General features: G+C 68.7%; 14 protein-coding genes. 7 read left to right on the top strand and 7 right to left on the bottom strand.

Features of this window, described 5'->3' with window-relative positions:
* The first annotated feature begins 46 nt into the window (after positions 1 to 46).
* Together ybaK and glpK are read left to right on the top strand one after the other, a co-directional pair.
* Positions 47 to 517: a Cys-tRNA(Pro) deacylase gene (ybaK, locus tag BLT78_RS11405; protein ID WP_090349088.1), complete on the top strand. Its 471-nt coding sequence runs from the start codon at positions 47 to 49 to the stop codon at positions 515 to 517.
* Positions 518 to 605: 88 nt separating this feature from the next.
* The gene (glpK, locus tag BLT78_RS11400; RefSeq protein ID WP_090349087.1) at positions 606 to 2,099 is read left to right on the top strand and encodes a glycerol kinase GlpK; all 1,494 of its coding nucleotides are present in this window, start codon (positions 606 to 608) and stop codon (positions 2,097 to 2,099) included.
* Between the two features lie 52 nt (positions 2,100 to 2,151).
* Here glpK and BLT78_RS11395 read toward each other — a convergent pair whose 3' ends face one another.
* From BLT78_RS11395 to argF, 3 genes are all read right to left on the bottom strand, one after another.
* Positions 2,152 to 2,934: a type IV pili methyl-accepting chemotaxis transducer N-terminal domain-containing protein gene (locus BLT78_RS11395; RefSeq protein ID WP_331715124.1), complete on the bottom strand. Its 783-nt coding sequence runs from the start codon at positions 2,932 to 2,934 to the stop codon at positions 2,152 to 2,154.
* Positions 2,935 to 3,390: 456 nt separating this feature from the next.
* On the bottom strand, positions 3,391 to 4,485 hold the full coding sequence (locus BLT78_RS11390; protein WP_090349086.1) for an ABC transporter ATP-binding protein: 1,095 nt from the start codon (positions 4,483 to 4,485) through the stop codon (positions 3,391 to 3,393).
* A gap of 18 nt (positions 4,486 to 4,503) precedes the next feature.
* A complete protein-coding gene (gene argF, locus BLT78_RS11385) occupies positions 4,504 to 5,421 on the bottom strand; it encodes an ornithine carbamoyltransferase (protein ID WP_090349085.1) in 918 nt (305 codons plus the stop codon).
* A gap of 298 nt (positions 5,422 to 5,719) precedes the next feature.
* Between argF and grxD the strand changes: the two genes are divergently transcribed.
* Entirely contained in the window at positions 5,720 to 6,043 is a 324-nt protein-coding gene (grxD, locus tag BLT78_RS11380; protein ID WP_090349084.1) for a Grx4 family monothiol glutaredoxin, read from the top strand.
* Between the two features lie 67 nt (positions 6,044 to 6,110).
* Here the strand turns inward: grxD and bfr are convergent, their stop codons facing one another.
* The 4 genes from bfr to pyrC all read right to left on the bottom strand — a co-directional run bounded on the left by bfr (position 6,111) and on the right by pyrC (position 8,855).
* On the bottom strand, positions 6,111 to 6,581 hold the full coding sequence (bfr, locus tag BLT78_RS11375; RefSeq protein ID WP_090349083.1) for a bacterioferritin: 471 nt from the start codon (positions 6,579 to 6,581) through the stop codon (positions 6,111 to 6,113).
* A 164-nt stretch (positions 6,582 to 6,745) separates the two neighbouring features.
* Entirely contained in the window at positions 6,746 to 6,964 is a 219-nt protein-coding gene (locus tag BLT78_RS11370; protein ID WP_090349082.1) for a bacterioferritin-associated ferredoxin, read from the bottom strand.
* A 170-nt stretch (positions 6,965 to 7,134) separates the two neighbouring features.
* Positions 7,135 to 7,812 (bottom strand): ribonuclease T, encoded by a 678-nt coding sequence (gene rnt, locus BLT78_RS11365; RefSeq protein ID WP_090349081.1) that lies wholly within the window; start codon positions 7,810 to 7,812, stop codon positions 7,135 to 7,137.
* Entirely contained in the window at positions 7,809 to 8,855 is a 1,047-nt protein-coding gene (gene pyrC / locus BLT78_RS11360) for a dihydroorotase (protein ID WP_090349080.1), read from the bottom strand. Before pyrC ends, rnt begins: the two co-directional genes overlap by 4 nt.
* 158 nt (positions 8,856 to 9,013) lie before the next feature.
* On the opposite strand from pyrC, the gene BLT78_RS11355 reads away from it, so the two are divergent.
* The 4 genes from BLT78_RS11355 to BLT78_RS11340 all read left to right on the top strand — a co-directional run bounded on the left by BLT78_RS11355 (position 9,014) and on the right by BLT78_RS11340 (position 14,798).
* Positions 9,014 to 10,234, top strand: a complete 1,221-nt coding sequence (locus BLT78_RS11355; protein ID WP_090349079.1) for an argininosuccinate synthase — start codon at positions 9,014 to 9,016, stop codon at positions 10,232 to 10,234.
* 329 nt (positions 10,235 to 10,563) lie between these two features.
* The gene (locus BLT78_RS11350) at positions 10,564 to 12,042 is read left to right on the top strand and encodes a YjgN family protein (protein ID WP_090349078.1); all 1,479 of its coding nucleotides are present in this window, start codon (positions 10,564 to 10,566) and stop codon (positions 12,040 to 12,042) included.
* The gene (locus BLT78_RS11345; RefSeq protein WP_090349077.1) at positions 12,039 to 13,094 is read left to right on the top strand and encodes a M48 family metallopeptidase; all 1,056 of its coding nucleotides are present in this window, start codon (positions 12,039 to 12,041) and stop codon (positions 13,092 to 13,094) included. Before BLT78_RS11350 ends, BLT78_RS11345 begins: the two co-directional genes overlap by 4 nt.
* Positions 13,095 to 13,244: 150 nt before the next feature.
* On the top strand, positions 13,245 to 14,798 hold the full coding sequence (locus BLT78_RS11340) for an aminoacyl-histidine dipeptidase (protein WP_197673116.1): 1,554 nt from the start codon (positions 13,245 to 13,247) through the stop codon (positions 14,796 to 14,798).
* The last annotated feature ends 22 nt before the right edge of the window (positions 14,799 to 14,820 follow it).

Here is a 14,820-nt window from a genome sequence, read left to right as displayed (position 1 = left end):
TGCATACGTCTTTGATTTCATTGTCGACCCTTTTCGTGAAGCCAGCATGACCCCGGCCATAGATCTGTTGAAGAAAGTTCGCGCGGACCACGCAGTTCACAGTTACAGCCACGATCCGAAGGCGTCGTCCTACGGCCTGGAGGCGGCGGAGAAGCTCGGACTCGAGCCTGCGCGGGTGTTCAAGACGCTGCTCGCCGCCAGCGAGAAGGGCGAGCTGCTGGTGGCGGTGGTGCCGGTGGCCGGCACCCTCGACCTCAAGGCGCTGGCCCAGGCGGCCGGGGTGAAGAAGGCCGACATGGCCGATCCAGCCGCGGCGCAACGCGCCACCGGCTACCTGGTCGGCGGCATCAGCCCGCTGGGGCAGAAGAAGCGCCTGCGCACCTTCATCGACGAGTCGGCACGTACCTTCCCCAGCGTGTTCGTCAGCGCCGGGCGGCGCGGCCTGGAGGTCGAACTGGCCGCCGAGGTGCTGGCCGCGCACACCCAGGCCAGCTTCGCCGCCATCGGCCGCGGCTGAGTCGCGGTTTGTCTGCGATGCTGTAGGGGACGCATCGTCCTCGCCGGCGCCCGCTGCGGCGGGCACCGCCGCACACGGAGGTTCGCCCATGACCGCCCATCTGCTCGCCATCGACCAGGGCACCACCAGCAGCCGCGCCATCGTCTTCGATGCCGCCGGCCGGGTACTGGCCCAGGCCCAGCAGGAGTTCCGCCAGTACTTCCCCGGCGACGGCTGGGTCGAGCACGACGGCGAGGAGATCTGGCAGAGCGTGCTCGCGGTGTGCCGCGCGGCGCTGCGCCAGGCCGGTCTCGAGGCCCGGCAGATCGCCGCCATCGGCATCACCAACCAGCGCGAGACCACCCTGGTGTGGGACGCCGCCACCGGCATGCCGATCCATCCGGCCATCGTCTGGCAGGACCGCCGCACCGCCGCCGAGTGCGCCGCGCTCAGGGCCGCCGGGCATGAGCCGCGGGTGGCGGCCAAGACCGGCCTGCTGCTCGATCCGTACTTCTCCGCGACCAAGCTGCGCTGGATCCTCGACCGGGTGCCCGGCGCCCGCGAGCGCGCCGCGCGCGGCGAGCTGCGCTTCGGCACGGTGGACAGCTTCCTGCTCTGGCGCCTCACCGGCGGCCGCGTCCACCGCACCGACGCCAGCAACGCGGCGCGCACCCTGCTGTTCGACATCCACCGCCAGCGCTGGGACGCCGAACTGCTGGCCTTGTTCGACATTCCGCCCAGCCTGTTGCCGGAGGTGCTGGACTGCGCCGCCGAGTTCGGCGCCAGCGATCCGGCGCTGTTCGGCGCGGCCATTCCGATCCGCGGCATGGCCGGCGACCAGCAGGCCGCGCTGTTCGGTCAGGCCTGCTTCGCCCCGGGCATGCTGAAGAGCACCTACGGCACCGGCTGCTTCATGATCCGCAACACCGGCGCCACGCCGCTGGTTTCGCGCCATCGCCTGCTGACCACGGTCGGCTATCGCCTGCAGGGCGAAACCACCTACGCCCTTGAGGGCAGCATCTTCGTCGCCGGCGCGGCGCTGCAGTGGCTGCGCGACGGCATCCGCCTGATCGAGCACGCCAGCGACAGCGAGGCACTGGCCGAGCAGACCGACATGGCCAGCGGCGTGTACCTGGTGCCGGCGTTCACCGGTCTCGGTGCGCCCTGGTGGGATCCGCAGGCGCGCGGGGCGATTCTCGGCCTGACCCGCGACACCGGGATCAAGGAGATCGTCACCGCCGGGCTGCAGGCGGTGTGCTACCAGAGTCGCGACCTGCTCGAGGCCATGCGCCTGGACGGCGCCGGCGCGCTGACCGCGCTGCGGGTAGACGGCGGCATGGTGGCCAACAACTGGCTGATGCAGTTCCTCGCCGACATCCTCGGCGTGGCGGTGGAGCGGCCGCAGGTGATCGAGACCACCGCCCTCGGCGTGGCCAGCCTGGCCGGCCTGCAGAGCGGGGTGTACCAGGGGCTCGACGAGCTGACCGCGCGCTGGCAGGCCAGCCGGCGCTTCCTGCCGGGGATGGCCGAGGAGCGCCGCCAGGCGCTCTACGCCGGCTGGCAGGACGCGGTGCGCCGGGTGCGCAGCGGCGCGGCGGGCTGAGCGCAGCGCAGGGAGGGCCCGCGCCGGACGGGGCGCCCGGCGCGGGAGGCGGTCAGGAGTCGTTCTGCATGCGCGCGGTGTAGGCGGCGGTCAGCGCCTGCATCTGGCCGAGCAGGCTCTCGGTGGTGACGGCGATCACCGTCGGCACGTAGCGACCGTCGGCGGACAGCTCGAAGCCGGCGCGCGAGTACTGCCACTGGGCGTCGGCCTTGCTCAGCGCGGCGCTGATCTCCGGGGTGTTCTGGCGGGCCTGCTGCAGTTCGCCGAGGGCCTTGCCGAACTCGTTGACCGCCTGGTTGAACTGCTCGTCGAGGCCATTGACCGGCAGGTGCCAGCTGCGTGCCAGGTATAGCTTGGCGATGCGCTGGCTGAGCATGCGCTGGCGGCCGCTGCGGTTGACCAGCCAGGCGCTGCTGCTGCCGGTGTGCCGCTCGATCAGTTGCACCACCTTCTCGCATTGCGCCAGCAGCTCGTCGCTGAGCACCAGCACCTCGACCGCGCGCTGCTTGTCGGGGCTGCTCAGGGCCAGGGCGCGGTAGCGCTGCCACAGCTCGCCGGCCTTGGCCAGTTCGCCGCGGATCGTCTCGGTGGGCGCGTACTCGACCAGCGCCAGATGGTTCTTCTCGAAGGTGGCCATGCTCTGGTCGAGCTGGGCATTGGCCTCGTCGGCGCGCACCTCGGTGCCGATCATCAGGTAGCTCTTGGCGATGCGCTGGCTGAGCATGCGCTGCATGCCGGACAGGTTGACCGCTTCGGCGCTGTCGATGGCGGCCTGGCTCGGCTGGCTGAGCAGGCCGAGGACGAGCATGAGGGGGAGGGCAAGGCGTTTCAGCATGGTTGTTCTCCTGCAACCTGGGGGGAGGCGGTGGTAACCGCCGCCGTTCATGAAGGGCTCCTCCGGAGCCCGGTGGATCAGTTGGCGTAGTGCAGCTGCAGCCACGGCTGGTGGATGTCGACGGCGAGCGCCAGCGGCGCGGGGGTGATCGTGAGCATTCCAGGCATTCCTTGTGGTCCAGAACGAAAAAACGCCACAGCCTCCCGCCCTGCGCGAGGGGGGATGCGGTGACGTCGTTGTCGGAAGTTGGCAGACACGCCGTTGTGCTGACCGGGAGGGATTCAGCAAGAGACGTGCCAGGCTGGCGGAAGCGTTGTTTTCGCGGTGCGGACGGGCGGCCGAGAGGTCGTCACTGCACCGATTTGACTACCCCTGCCTTGTCCCGGGGCAGGGGCAGCGCGGAGGCGCTGGGGCTGTGGCGGCGCGCATGAGTTCGCCCCCGCACGGTGGGGGGGCTCAGGCGTGGGCGTGCGATTCGCCGCGCGACTGCTGAGTGGCCACGCTGCCCTCGGCGGGAAAGGCGACCAGGTGCTCGGCGCTGACGCGGATGCCGACGTCCTCGCCGATGCGATGGTCCTCGTGGCTGGGGAACAGCGCTTCGAGGCGGGTGCCGGTGGGCAGCTGCAGGCGGTACAGGGTGGCGGCGCCGAGGAACGACTTGCCGACGATACGCGCCTTGAGCGTGCTGTCCGGCGCGTGGACGATGTCGTCCGGACGCAGCAGCATCTCCACCGCGCTGCCCGGCGCCCACTGGTAGGCGCGGTTGCCGCGGATCACGCCGAGCTCGGTCTGCACCGTGTCGTGGCCGAGCATCTGCCCGCGCACGAAGTAGCCCTGGCCGACGAAGCTGGCGACGAAGGGGGTCAGCGGCTCGTGGTAGAGGTTGTAGGGGGTGTCCCACTGCTCGAGGTGGCCGTCCTTGAACACGCCGACCTGGTCGCACACGGCGAAGGCTTCCTCCTGGTCGTGGGTGACCAGGATGGCGCTGGTGCCGCGCGACTTGAGGATGTCGCGGACCTCGTGGCTGAGGCTGTGGCGCAGCTTGACGTCGAGGTTGGAGAACGGCTCGTCGAGCAGCAGCAGCAGCGGTTCGGGAGCCAGGGCGCGGGCCAGGGCGACGCGCTGCTGCTGGCCACCGGACAGCTCGTGCGGGTAGCGTCTGGCCAGGTGGCCGAGCTGTACCAGTTCGAGCATCTCGGCGGCGATGCGCTCGCGTTCGGGGTGCTTGCCGATGCCGAAGGCGACGTTCTCGGCCACGGTCAGGTGCGGGAACAGCGCGTAGTCCTGGAACACCATGCCGATGCGGCGCTTTTCCGGGGCGAGGGTGAAGCCGGGGCGGGAGATCACCTCGCCGGCCAGCTCGATGGAGCCGGCGTACACCGGTTCGAAACCGGCGATGGCGCGCAGGGTGGTGGTCTTGCCGCAGCCCGAGGGGCCGAGCAGGCAACCGATGTCGCCGGCGTTGAGGTGCAGGTTGAGGTTCTGCACCACCCGCTGTTCGCGGTAGCCGCAGCCCAGATCGCGCAGTTGCAGCAGCAGGGTGTGATTCATCGCCGGCGGGTCCTCGCGTTAGGCCGGATAGGCGTGCTCGACGAGGAACTCGAGCAGCGCCTTCTGCGCATGCAGGCGGTTCTCCGCCTGATCCCAGGCCACCGCGCGCGGATCGTCGAGCAGGTCGACGCTGATCTCCTCGCCACGGTGCGCCGGCAGGCAGTGCATGAAGAGCACGTCGCTGGCAGCGGCATCGAGCAGGGAGCGGGTGACCTGATAGGGCGCGAAGCGCTGCATGCGGGTCGCGGCTTCCTCTTCCTGGCCCATCGAGGCCCACACGTCGGTGCTCACCAGGTGGGCGCCTTCCACCGCCTCGCGCGGGTCGCGCAGGAGGGTGACGCGGCCCTGGGCCTGGTCGAGGAACTCCTGCTTGGGCTCGTAGCCCTCGGGGCAGGCCACCTTGAGCTGGAAGTCGAACTGCACCGCCGCCTGGGCGTAGGTGTTGCACATGTTGTTGCCGTCGCCGATCCATACCACGGTCTTGCCCTGGATCGAGCCGCGGTGCTCGTGGAAGGTCTGCATGTCGGCCAGCAGCTGGCATGGATGCAGGTCGTCGGTCAGGCCGTTGATCACCGGCACGCGCGAATTGGCGGCGAAGTCGAGGACGTTCTGGTGGGCGAAGGTGCGGATCATCACCGCGTCGAGCATGCTCGACATGACGATGGCCGAGTCGCTGATCGGCTCGCCGCGCCCCAGCTGGGTGTCGCGCGGCGAGAGGAAGATGGCCTGACCGCCGAGCTGGATCATCCCGGCCTCGAAGGACAGGCGGGTGCGGGTCGAGGCCTTCTCGAAGATCATGCCGAGCACACGGTTCTTCAGTGGCTCGTAGAGTACGCTGCGCTTGCGCAGGTCTTTCAGCTCGATGCCTCGGCGAATCAGGCTGGCCAGCTCCTGGGGCGTGCAGTCCATCAACGAGAGAAAGTGCCGTACACTCATTATTCACTACCTGATCAAGACAGGCCGCAGAAATGTCCGATTTCGGATTAAGAACGGGCGAGGACTGCGGCGGGACCGCACTGTGCGGTACTCGAGGAAAGGAACCGATCTTATAAGGAAACTGCGAGGCCGCGCAAACCGGTGCCGTGGATTGCACAAAGCGTCAGGCTCGGCTGTGCAGCGCGCGAATCCGCTGCGTCGCGACGGCCGCAAGACCGAGCGTCACGCACGGGATTCCGTTACAATCGGCGCATCCCGCCGGTCGGGGACCGGATCAATCTTCCAGCCGAGGTAGACCATGGACATCATCGAAACCATCAAAGAGCAGATCGCCAACAACCCCGTCCTGCTGTACATGAAGGGCTCGCCGAACGCCCCGCAGTGCGGCTTCTCCGCACGCGCCTCGCAGGCGGTGATGGCCTGCGGCGAGAAGTTCGCCTATGTCGACATCCTGCAGCACCCGGACATCCGCGCCAACCTGCCGAAGTACGCCAACTGGCCGACCTTCCCGCAGCTGTGGGTCAACGGCGAGCTGGTCGGTGGCAGCGACATCATCCTCGAGATGCACCAGAAGGGTGAACTGCAGCCGCTGATCAAGGCTGCCGTACAGAAGGGCGAGTGATCGACCCGGCCTGTCAGGTCAACGAAAAAGCCCCTCGCGCGAGGGGCTTTTTCATTCGGGGCGGGACTTACTCGTCCATCTGCGACTGCAGGTAGTTCTCCAGACCGACCTTGTCGATCAGGCCGAGCTGGGTTTCCAGCCAGTCGATGTGCTCTTCCTCGGACTCGAGGATGTCTTCCAGCAGTTCGCGGCTGCCGTAGTCGCCGACGCTTTCGCAGTAGGCGATGGCTTCCTTGAGGTCGACCAGGCCCTTCTGCTCCAGCTTGAGGTCGCACTCGAGCATTTCCTTGGTGTTCTCGCCGATCAGCAGCTTGCCGAGATCCTGCAGGTTGGGCAGGCCCTCGAGGAACAGGATGCGCTTGGTCAGCTTGTCGGCGTGCTTCATCTCGTCGATGGATTCGTGGTACTCGTGCTTGCCGAGCTTGTCCAGGCCCCAGTCTTCGTACATGCGCGCATGCAGGAAGTACTGGTTGATCGCCACCAGCTCGTTGCCGAGGATCTTGTTGAGGTGCTGGATGACTTTCTTGTCGCCTTTCATGCCGGGGTCCGCCTTGACTGGAGTGGATGACTGAACAGTCTGTGTGCGCTACCGGAGGCTGTCAAATAGCGATCCGGGCAACTGTGCGCGACGGGCGGCGAAGACGGGGGCCGCGGGGGCCGGATCGGACGGCCCGAAGCGGGCGCTTCGGGCGGCAGGGCGGATCAGGCGGCGGCGAAGGCGGCCGGATGGGCGAGGGCGAGCTGGGCCTGGTGCACGTCGTGGATGGTCTGGCGCACCAGCTTCTTGGCCTCGCAGGCGCACTTGCCGCACTGGGTGCCGACACCGGTTTCCTCGCGTACCTGGCGATAGCTGCAGCAGCCTTCGTAGATGGCATCGCGGATCTGATGGTCGGTCACACCCAAGCAAAGACAGACGTACATGGCGCTACCTGCGGCAAGTGGTTGATGCGTCGATCCTAGAATTAATGAGAAGTATTGTCAAACACGATGAATGACCATTTATCGTCTGGCGCCGCGATCTGGCTTCCGGATTGCAAGCATGAAAAACCCGGCCGGGGCCGGGTTCTCCATGTTGCTGGACGGGGTATCGATCACTCGTCGAAGTCGATCCAGCCGCCCATCTCCTTCCAGCGATTGACGATGCCGCAGAACAGCTCGGCGGTCTTCTCTGTGTCGTAGCGGGCGTTGTGCGCCTCGCGGTTGTCGAAGGGGATGTCCGCCGCCTGGCAGGCCTTGGCCAGCACGGTCTGGCCGTAGGCGAGGCCGGCGAGGGTGGCGGTGTCGAAGCTGGAGAACGGGTGGAACGGGTTGCGCTTGATTCCGGTGCGGTTCACCGCGGCATTCAGGAAACCGAGGTCGAAGCTCGCGTTGTGGCCGACCAGCACCGCGCGCTTGCAGCCGCTGGCTTTGAGCGACTTGCGCACGCCCTTGAAGATCTCGCCGAGCGCCTGCTCCTCGCTCACCGCCATGCGCAGTGGATGGCCGAGCTTGATGCCGGTGAAGTCCAGCGCGGCCTGCTCGATGTTGGCGCCCTCGAACGGCTCGATGCGGTAGAAGTAGGTGTGCTCGGGGTAGAGGAAGCCGTCGTCGTCCATGGCGATGGTGGTGGCGGCGATCTCCAGCAGGGCGTCGGTGGCGGCGTTGAAGCCGCCGGTCTCGACGTCCACCACCACCGGCAGGAAGCCGCGGAAGCGGCGCGCCATCGGCGGCTTCAGGCCGCCGGCATGGGGTTCCTGTTCGTAGTCCTCGTAGTCGATCTGCTCGCTCATGCCTCGCCCTCCAACACGCGCCAGCGGATCTTCTCGCCGGCGCGCAGCGGCACCAGCGGGTGGTCGCCGAACTGCAGCTCGGTCGGCGCCACCCAGTCCTCGCGCACCAGGGTGATTCGGTCGGTGTTGCGCGGCAGACCGTAGAAGTCCGGGCCGAAGCAGCTGGCGAAGCCTTCCAGCCTGTCCAGCGCGCCGCGGCTGTCGAAGGCCTCGGCGTACAGCTCGATGGCGGCATAGGCGGTGTAGCAGCCGGCGCAGCCGCAGGCGGCTTCCTTGGCGTGCCTGGCGTGCGGCGCCGAGTCGGTGCCGAGGAAGAACTTCGGGTTGCCGCTGGTGGCGGCATCCAGCAGGGCCTGCTGGTGGGTGTTGCGCTTGAGGATCGGCAGGCAATAGAAGTGCGGACGGATGCCGCCGACCAGCATGTGGTTGCGGTTGTACAGCAGGTGGTGGGCGGTGATGGTGGCGGCGACGTTGGCCGACGCCTCCAGCACGAACTGCGCGGCATCGCCGGTGGTGATGTGCTCGAACACCACCTTGAGGGTCGGGAAGCGCTGCACCACGCGGCTCAGGTTCTCGTCGATGAAGCGCTTCTCGCGGTCGAACACGTCGATGTCGGCGTGGGTCACCTCGCCGTGCACCAGCAGCGGCAGGCCGACCTCGGCCATGGTTTCCAGCACCGGGAAGATGTTGTCGATGCTGGTCACGCCCGAATCCGAGTTGGTGGTGGCGCCGGCCGGGTACAGCTTGGCGGCGTGCACCAGGCCGCCGGCCTTGGCCGCGCGGATCTCATCGGGGCTGGTCTTGTCGGTGAGATAGAGCACCATCAGCGGCTCGAAGCGGCTGCCGGCCGGGCGCTGGGCGAGGATGCGCTCGCGGTAGGCCGCGGCCTGCTCGGCGTTGCGCACCGGCGGCACCAGGTTGGGCATGATGATGGCGCGGCCGAAGGTGCGCGCGGCGTCGGGCACGGTGTGCGCCAGAGCGGCGCCGTCGCGCAGGTGGATGTGCCAGTCGTCGGGGCGCAGCAGGGTCAGGCGGTCGGACATGCGGGGAATTCCAGGCGGGGTGACTCGTGGGCCACGATGCTACCGAAAAGCCGCCGGACGGTCACGCGGCGCCCCGCCTGGCGGTCCGTTCCCCTGTAAATTCGCCGGAGGCGGGGCTAGAATGCCTCTTTTCGTAGCAACCCCCCGTGGAGTAACGAATGGCGGACGTGAAAAAGGTAGTTCTGGCCTATTCCGGTGGCCTGGACACCTCGGTGATCCTCAAGTGGCTGCAGGATACCTACAACTGCGAAGTGGTGACCTTCACCGCTGACCTGGGTCAGGGCGAGGAAGTGGAGCCGGCGCGTGCCAAGGCCCAGGCCCTGGGTGTCAAGGAAATCTTCATCGACGACCTGCGCGAAGAGTTCGTGCGCGACTTCGTGTTCCCGATGTTCCGCGCCAACACCGTGTACGAAGGCGAGTACCTGCTGGGTACCTCCATCGCCCGTCCGCTGATCGCCAAGCGCCTGATCGAGATCGCCAACCAGACCGGCGCCGACGCCATCTCCCACGGCGCCACCGGCAAGGGCAACGACCAGGTGCGTTTCGAGCTGGGCGCCTACGCGCTAAAGCCGGGCGTCAAGGTCATCGCCCCATGGCGCGAGTGGGACCTGCTGTCCCGCGAGAAGCTGATGGACTACGCCGAGAAGCACGCCATCCCGATCGAGCGCCACGGCAAGAAGAAGTCGCCGTACTCCATGGACGCCAACCTGCTGCACATCTCCTACGAGGGCGGCGTGCTGGAAGACACCTGGACCGAGCACGAAGAGGACATGTGGCGCTGGACCAAGTCGCCGGAAGCCGCGCCGAACGTGCCGACCTACATCGAGCTGACCTACCGCGGCGGTGACATCGTTGCCATCGACGGCGTCGAGCTGACCCCGGCCCAGGTGCTGACCCAGCTGAACAAGATCGGTGGCGAGAACGGCATCGGCCGCCTCGACATCGTCGAGAACCGCTACGTCGGCATGAAGTCCCGCGGCTGCTACGAGACCCCCGGCGGCACCATCATGCTCAAGGCCCACCGCGCCATCGAGTCGATCACCCTCGACCGCGAAGTGGCCCACCTGAAAGACGAGCTGATGCCCAAGTACGCCAGTCTGATCTACAACGGCTACTGGTGGAGCCCGGAGCGTCTGATGCTGCAGCAGATGATCGACGCCTCCCAAGCCAGCGTGAACGGCGTGGTGCGCCTGAAGCTGTACAAGGGCAACGTCATCGTGGTCGGCCGCAAGTCCGACGACTCGCTGTTCGACGCCAACATCGCCACCTTCGAGGACGATGCCGGCGCTTACAACCAGGCCGACGCCGCGGGCTTCATCAAGCTGAACGCCCTGCGCATGCGCATCGCCGCCGGCAAGGGCCGCAGCCCGCTGAACTGATCGGCAGCGACTGCGCCTGAACAGAAACCCCGGCCCGGTGCCGGGGTTTCTGTTTTTGGGGCGCAAGGGCGCAGCGGCGCTTGCCTCCGGTGATTGGAGGACTGCGCCACTGCCCGTATGATGGGCAGTCGCCGCGTGTCGCCTGCCCAAGGGCGCAGCCGCAGCGGCAAGGAACCAGTGTCGAAGGGAAGCGCCCGGACCTTTCTCCTCCGCCACGTCGTGCGCAGCCGCCGCGACGGCAGGCACGCGATCGGCGGCGGTGGGAGCGGTCGGCGTTCTGTCGGCACCTGATGAGTGGCAAGGGATCTGGCCTCCAAGGAGAAGTGCCGATGACGGACGCGGTCTATGCAGTCGTATTCAAGGGCGAGGTGCTCGACGGCTTCAGCAGGGAGCAGGTGCAGGCAAGTTTCGCCCGCCTGTTCGGGCTTGACGCAGAGCGCCTGGAGCAGCTGTTTTCCCAGCCTCGCGCGGTACTGAAGAAGGGCCTCGGCGAGGCCGAGGCCAGGCGCTACTGCAGCGCCCTGCAGCGCCTCGGCGCGGCCGCGAGCGTGGAGCGCATGCGCGCCGCTCAGCCGGCGAGCGCGCCCCCGCCGCCGGCCGCGGGGCCGGCAGCGCCGGCGCTGGCCATCGTCATGCCGGACGCGCCCCCCCAGCCGCGCCCCGCGTCGAGGCCGGTCAGCCCCGGGCAGGTCAGTCCCGGGCAGGTCAGCCCCGGGCAGGCGTGCCCCGGGCCGGAGGGCGGGGCGGGCAGGGTGGTCTTCGACGGCATGGCGCCGCGCAACGACGGCGCGCCGCCGCTCAAGGCGGACGCGCAGCAGGCGGCCAGTCCGGCCGCGCGGCGGCTGCCCTTCCAGTTTCACGGCGAAGGCTTCGAGTTCTTCCGCATCTGGATCGTCAACATCCTGTTGTCCATCGTCACCCTGGGCATCTATTCGGCCTGGGCCAAGGTGCGCACCCAGCGCTACTTCTATGGCAACACCCAGCTCGACGGCAGCAGCTTCGATTACCTCGCCGATCCGCTGAAGATCCTCAAGGGCCGCCTGATCGCCTTCGCCTTCCTGGTGATCTATTCCGTCGCCGGCGAGTTCTCGGTGATGCTCGGCCTGCTGATGAGTCTGCTGCTGATCGCCGCGGTGCCGTGGATCGTGGTGCGCGGGCTGAGTTTCCGCAACAGCAACAGCGCCTGGCGCGGCGTGCGCTTCGGCTTCGATGGCAGCTACGGCGAGGCGGCGATGGTGTTCCTGCTCTGGCCGCTGCTGAGCATGCTGACGCTGGGCATCCTGACGCCGCTGACCATGCACAAGCAGCAGCGCTTCATCGCCGGCAACAGCCGCTATGGCACCGCGTACTTCCAGCTCGACGTCGGCGCGCGTTCGTTCTACATGGCGTTCCTGGCGCTGCTCGGCATCGGCCTCCTGACCGGCCTGCTGCTGGGCGTGGCGCGCGGTCTGGTGCCGGTGCTGGCGCCGATCGTCGCACTGGTGGGCTACCTGCTGATGTTCGCCTTCTTCAGCGTGCGGTTCACCAACCTCGTCTACGGCAACCTGGTGCTCGGCGACAACCGGCTGGCGGCGCAGTACGAGCTGGGCAGCTACATCCGTCTGATGCTGGTCAACATGCTCGGTACGCTGCTGACCCTGGGCCTGTTCTATCCGTGGGCGAGGGTGCGCACCGCGCGCTACGCGGCCGAGCACATGGCCTTGCTGGCCTGCGACGATCTCGACGGCTTTGTCGCCGCCCGGCGGCAGGAGGTGTCCTCCCTCGGTGGCGAGCTGGGCGACATGTTCGACATGGAGCTGGCCCTGTGAGTGCAGCGGCTGAGCACGAGCTGGCCGGGACCTGGTTCGGCGGAACCTCGTCGCGGCCGCAGGCGGCCAGGCTGATCGTCGCCGATGGCCGCCTGCGGGTCAGCGCGGGCGACGAGCTGCTGGCCGGGCCGCTGCCGCTCGCCGCGGTTGCCGTCAGCTCGCGCCTGGGCAACACGCCGCGCATGCTGCGCTTCGCCGACGGCGCCTGCTTCGAGACCGCCGACAACGCCGGCGTCGACCGGCTGCTCGCCGGCCAGGGCCGTTGGCCGGGGCTGGTGCATCGTCTGGAGTCCAGCCTGCGCTACGTGCTGCTCGGCCTGCTGGTGACCGTCGCCCTGGTCTGGGGCGGCGTGCGCTACGGCATTCCGCAACTGGCCGAGGCTACCGCCTTCGCCCTGCCGGCGGCGGTCAGCCGCCAGGTCGGCGAGGGCGTGCTCGAGTTGCTCGACGATGAGCTGCTGTTCCCTTCCGAACTGACCGCCGAGGAGCAGGCGCGGTTGCGCCAGCGTTTCGCGCCGATGCTGGCGGGCAGCGGCCAGCCGGTGCAGCTCGAGTTCCGCAAGGCGGCCGACGAACTGGGCGCCAACGCCTTCGCGCTGCCCTCGGGCAAGGTGGTCTTCACCGACCAGCTGGTGCGGCTGGCCGAGCGCGACGAGGAGTTGCTCGGCGTGCTGGCCCACGAGATCGGCCACATCGAGCGCCGCCACGGCCTGCGCCAGGTGCTGCAGGGTTCGGCGCTCGGCCTGCTGGCGATGACGCTGACCGGCGACGTGTCTTCGGTATCGTCGCTGATCGCCAGCATCCCGGTGGTGCTCACCCAGCTCGGCTATTCGCGCGACTTCGAGCACGAGGCGGACCGCTTCGCTGCCGAGCTGATGGCGGCTCAGGGCGTCGATCCGGCGCTGCTGGGCAGCATGCTGATGCGTCTGGAGCAGACCGCGCGCCGGTGTCCGCAGGCCACTCGCTGCGAAGAGCCGGAGCGCGGCTGGTCCACCTACCTCTCCACCCATCCGCCCACGGCCGAGCGCCTGCAGCAGCTCGGCGGCCGCTGACGACGCTCGCCCCGGAGCGGATGGCAAGCGCGTGCGCGCGGAGGAGCTGGCACCGACCCCGGCCTGGTGCCGGGGTTTCACTCGTCGGGGCGGGCAACGCCGGGATCAGGCGCTATACCTAATCCAGACTCCCGGCAGAGGCACCCGACCATGGCACCCTATCGCAACCGTCTGCTCGGCAGCGCCCTGCTGCTCGGCCTGTCCGTCATCCCGCCGGTCATGGCCGGCGGAGCCGTGCCGCTCGGCGATGCGCTCGACGAGCTGCAGCCGGCCGCGGTCTGGCAGCACTTCCACGCCCTCACCCGCATTCCGCGCCCCTCGCACCACGAGGACAAGGCCAGCGCCCTGGTCGCCGACTTCGGCCGTCGCCTGGGCCTGGAAACCGTCGTCGATCCGGTCGGTAACGTGATCATCCGCAAGCCGGCCAGCGCCGGCATGCAGGATCGCGCCGGGGTGGTGCTGCAGGCACACCTCGACATGGTGGCGCAACGCCGCGCCGACGCCCCCGGCGACCCGCGCCGCGATCCGGTGCAGGCGCTGCTCGACGGCGGTTGGGTGCGCGCGGACGGCACCACGCTGGGCGCCGACGACGGCATCGGTGTGGCCATGATCATGGCGCTGCTGCAGGCCGGCGATGTTGCCCACGGCCCGCTCGAGGCGCTGTTCACCGTCAACGAGGAGGATGGCTTCGGTGGTGCCACCGGCCTGGCGGCCGACGCCCTGCGTGGCCGCCTGCTGATCAATATCGACAACGAGGTGGAAGGCCAGCTGCTGATCAGCAGCGCCGGCGGCGTCAACGTCGAGGCCCGGGCGGACTATCCCGAGGAGCCGACGCCGGACGGCATGACGGGGCTGCAGGTCAGCGTCGACGGTCTGCTCGGCGGCCACTCCGGCGTCGATATCGACAAGGGCCGGGCCAGTGCCCACCAGCTGCTGGCGCGTCTGCTGCACGAGGCGCCGGACGGACTGCAGATGCGCCTGGCCAGCCTGAGCGGCGGCGACCAGCGCAACGCCATCCCGCGTCAGGCCACGGCGCTGCTGGCGGTACCGACGGCGCAGCTCGACGCCTGGCTGGCCCATGTCGAGCGCTTCGGGCGCAGCCTCGGCGCACAGTTGGCGGCCAGCGATCCCGGGGTGGCCGCGCACGGCGCAGGCGTCGCGGTTCCACCGCGGGTGATGGCGGCCTCGGCGCAGCAGGCGCTGCTCGGCGCGGTGCTGGCCGCCCCGCAGGGCGTGCAGAGCATGAGCCAGAAGCTGCCGGGACTGGTGGAGACCTCCGGCAACCTCGGCGTGCTGAGCATCGGCGACGGTCGCTTCAGCGCCAGCGTCCTGGTGCGCAGCGCGCTGGACGAGCGGCGCGACGAGCACGCGCAGCGCTTCGCGGCAATCTTCCGCGCCGCGGGGGCCACGGTGAGCCTGGAGAATGCCTACTCCAGCTGGCCGCCCAACCCTGACTCGCCGCTGGTTGCGCTGATGCAGCGGGTGTACCGGGAGCGCTTCGGCAAGGAGGCGGAGGTCGCGGCCATCCATGCCGGGCTGGAGACCAGCGTGTTCGGTCGCAAGTATCCGGGGATGGACATGGTCTCGGTCGGCCCGACCATCCGTGACGTCCACTCGCCGGACGAGCGCCTCGAGGTGGCCAGCGTGCAGCAGGCCTACGAGCTGCTCGTGGCGACCCTGCGTCAGGTGCCGCCGGCACCGTGAGGGCGCTGCCTGGACAGTGCGA

Origin of the sequence: Pseudomonas oryzae (assembly GCF_900104805.1) — a bacterium.
In the GTDB taxonomy this organism is placed as follows: domain Bacteria; phylum Pseudomonadota; class Gammaproteobacteria; order Pseudomonadales; family Pseudomonadaceae; genus Geopseudomonas; species Geopseudomonas oryzae.
This window is presented reverse-complemented; position numbering and strand designations above follow the sequence as displayed.

Coding starts and splice junctions, on each gene's coding strand:
- ybaK (WP_090349088.1), top strand. CDS start 47: ATGACCCCGGCCATAGATCTGTTGAAGAAAGTTCGCGCGGACCACGCA.
- glpK (WP_090349087.1), top strand. CDS start 606: ATGACCGCCCATCTGCTCGCCATCGACCAGGGCACCACCAGCAGCCGC.
- BLT78_RS11395 (WP_331715124.1), bottom strand. CDS start 2,934: ATGCTGAAACGCCTTGCCCTCCCCCTCATGCTCGTCCTCGGCCTGCTC.
- BLT78_RS11390 (WP_090349086.1), bottom strand. CDS start 4,485: ATGAATCACACCCTGCTGCTGCAACTGCGCGATCTGGGCTGCGGCTAC.
- argF (WP_090349085.1), bottom strand. CDS start 5,421: ATGAGTGTACGGCACTTTCTCTCGTTGATGGACTGCACGCCCCAGGAG.
- grxD (WP_090349084.1), top strand. CDS start 5,720: ATGGACATCATCGAAACCATCAAAGAGCAGATCGCCAACAACCCCGTC.
- bfr (WP_090349083.1), bottom strand. CDS start 6,581: ATGAAAGGCGACAAGAAAGTCATCCAGCACCTCAACAAGATCCTCGGC.
- BLT78_RS11370 (WP_090349082.1), bottom strand. CDS start 6,964: ATGTACGTCTGTCTTTGCTTGGGTGTGACCGACCATCAGATCCGCGAT.
- rnt (WP_090349081.1), bottom strand. CDS start 7,812: ATGAGCGAGCAGATCGACTACGAGGACTACGAACAGGAACCCCATGCC.
- pyrC (WP_090349080.1), bottom strand. CDS start 8,855: ATGTCCGACCGCCTGACCCTGCTGCGCCCCGACGACTGGCACATCCAC.
- BLT78_RS11355 (WP_090349079.1), top strand. CDS start 9,014: ATGGCGGACGTGAAAAAGGTAGTTCTGGCCTATTCCGGTGGCCTGGAC.
- BLT78_RS11350 (WP_090349078.1), top strand. CDS start 10,564: ATGACGGACGCGGTCTATGCAGTCGTATTCAAGGGCGAGGTGCTCGAC.
- BLT78_RS11340 (WP_197673116.1), top strand. CDS start 13,245: ATGGCACCCTATCGCAACCGTCTGCTCGGCAGCGCCCTGCTGCTCGGC.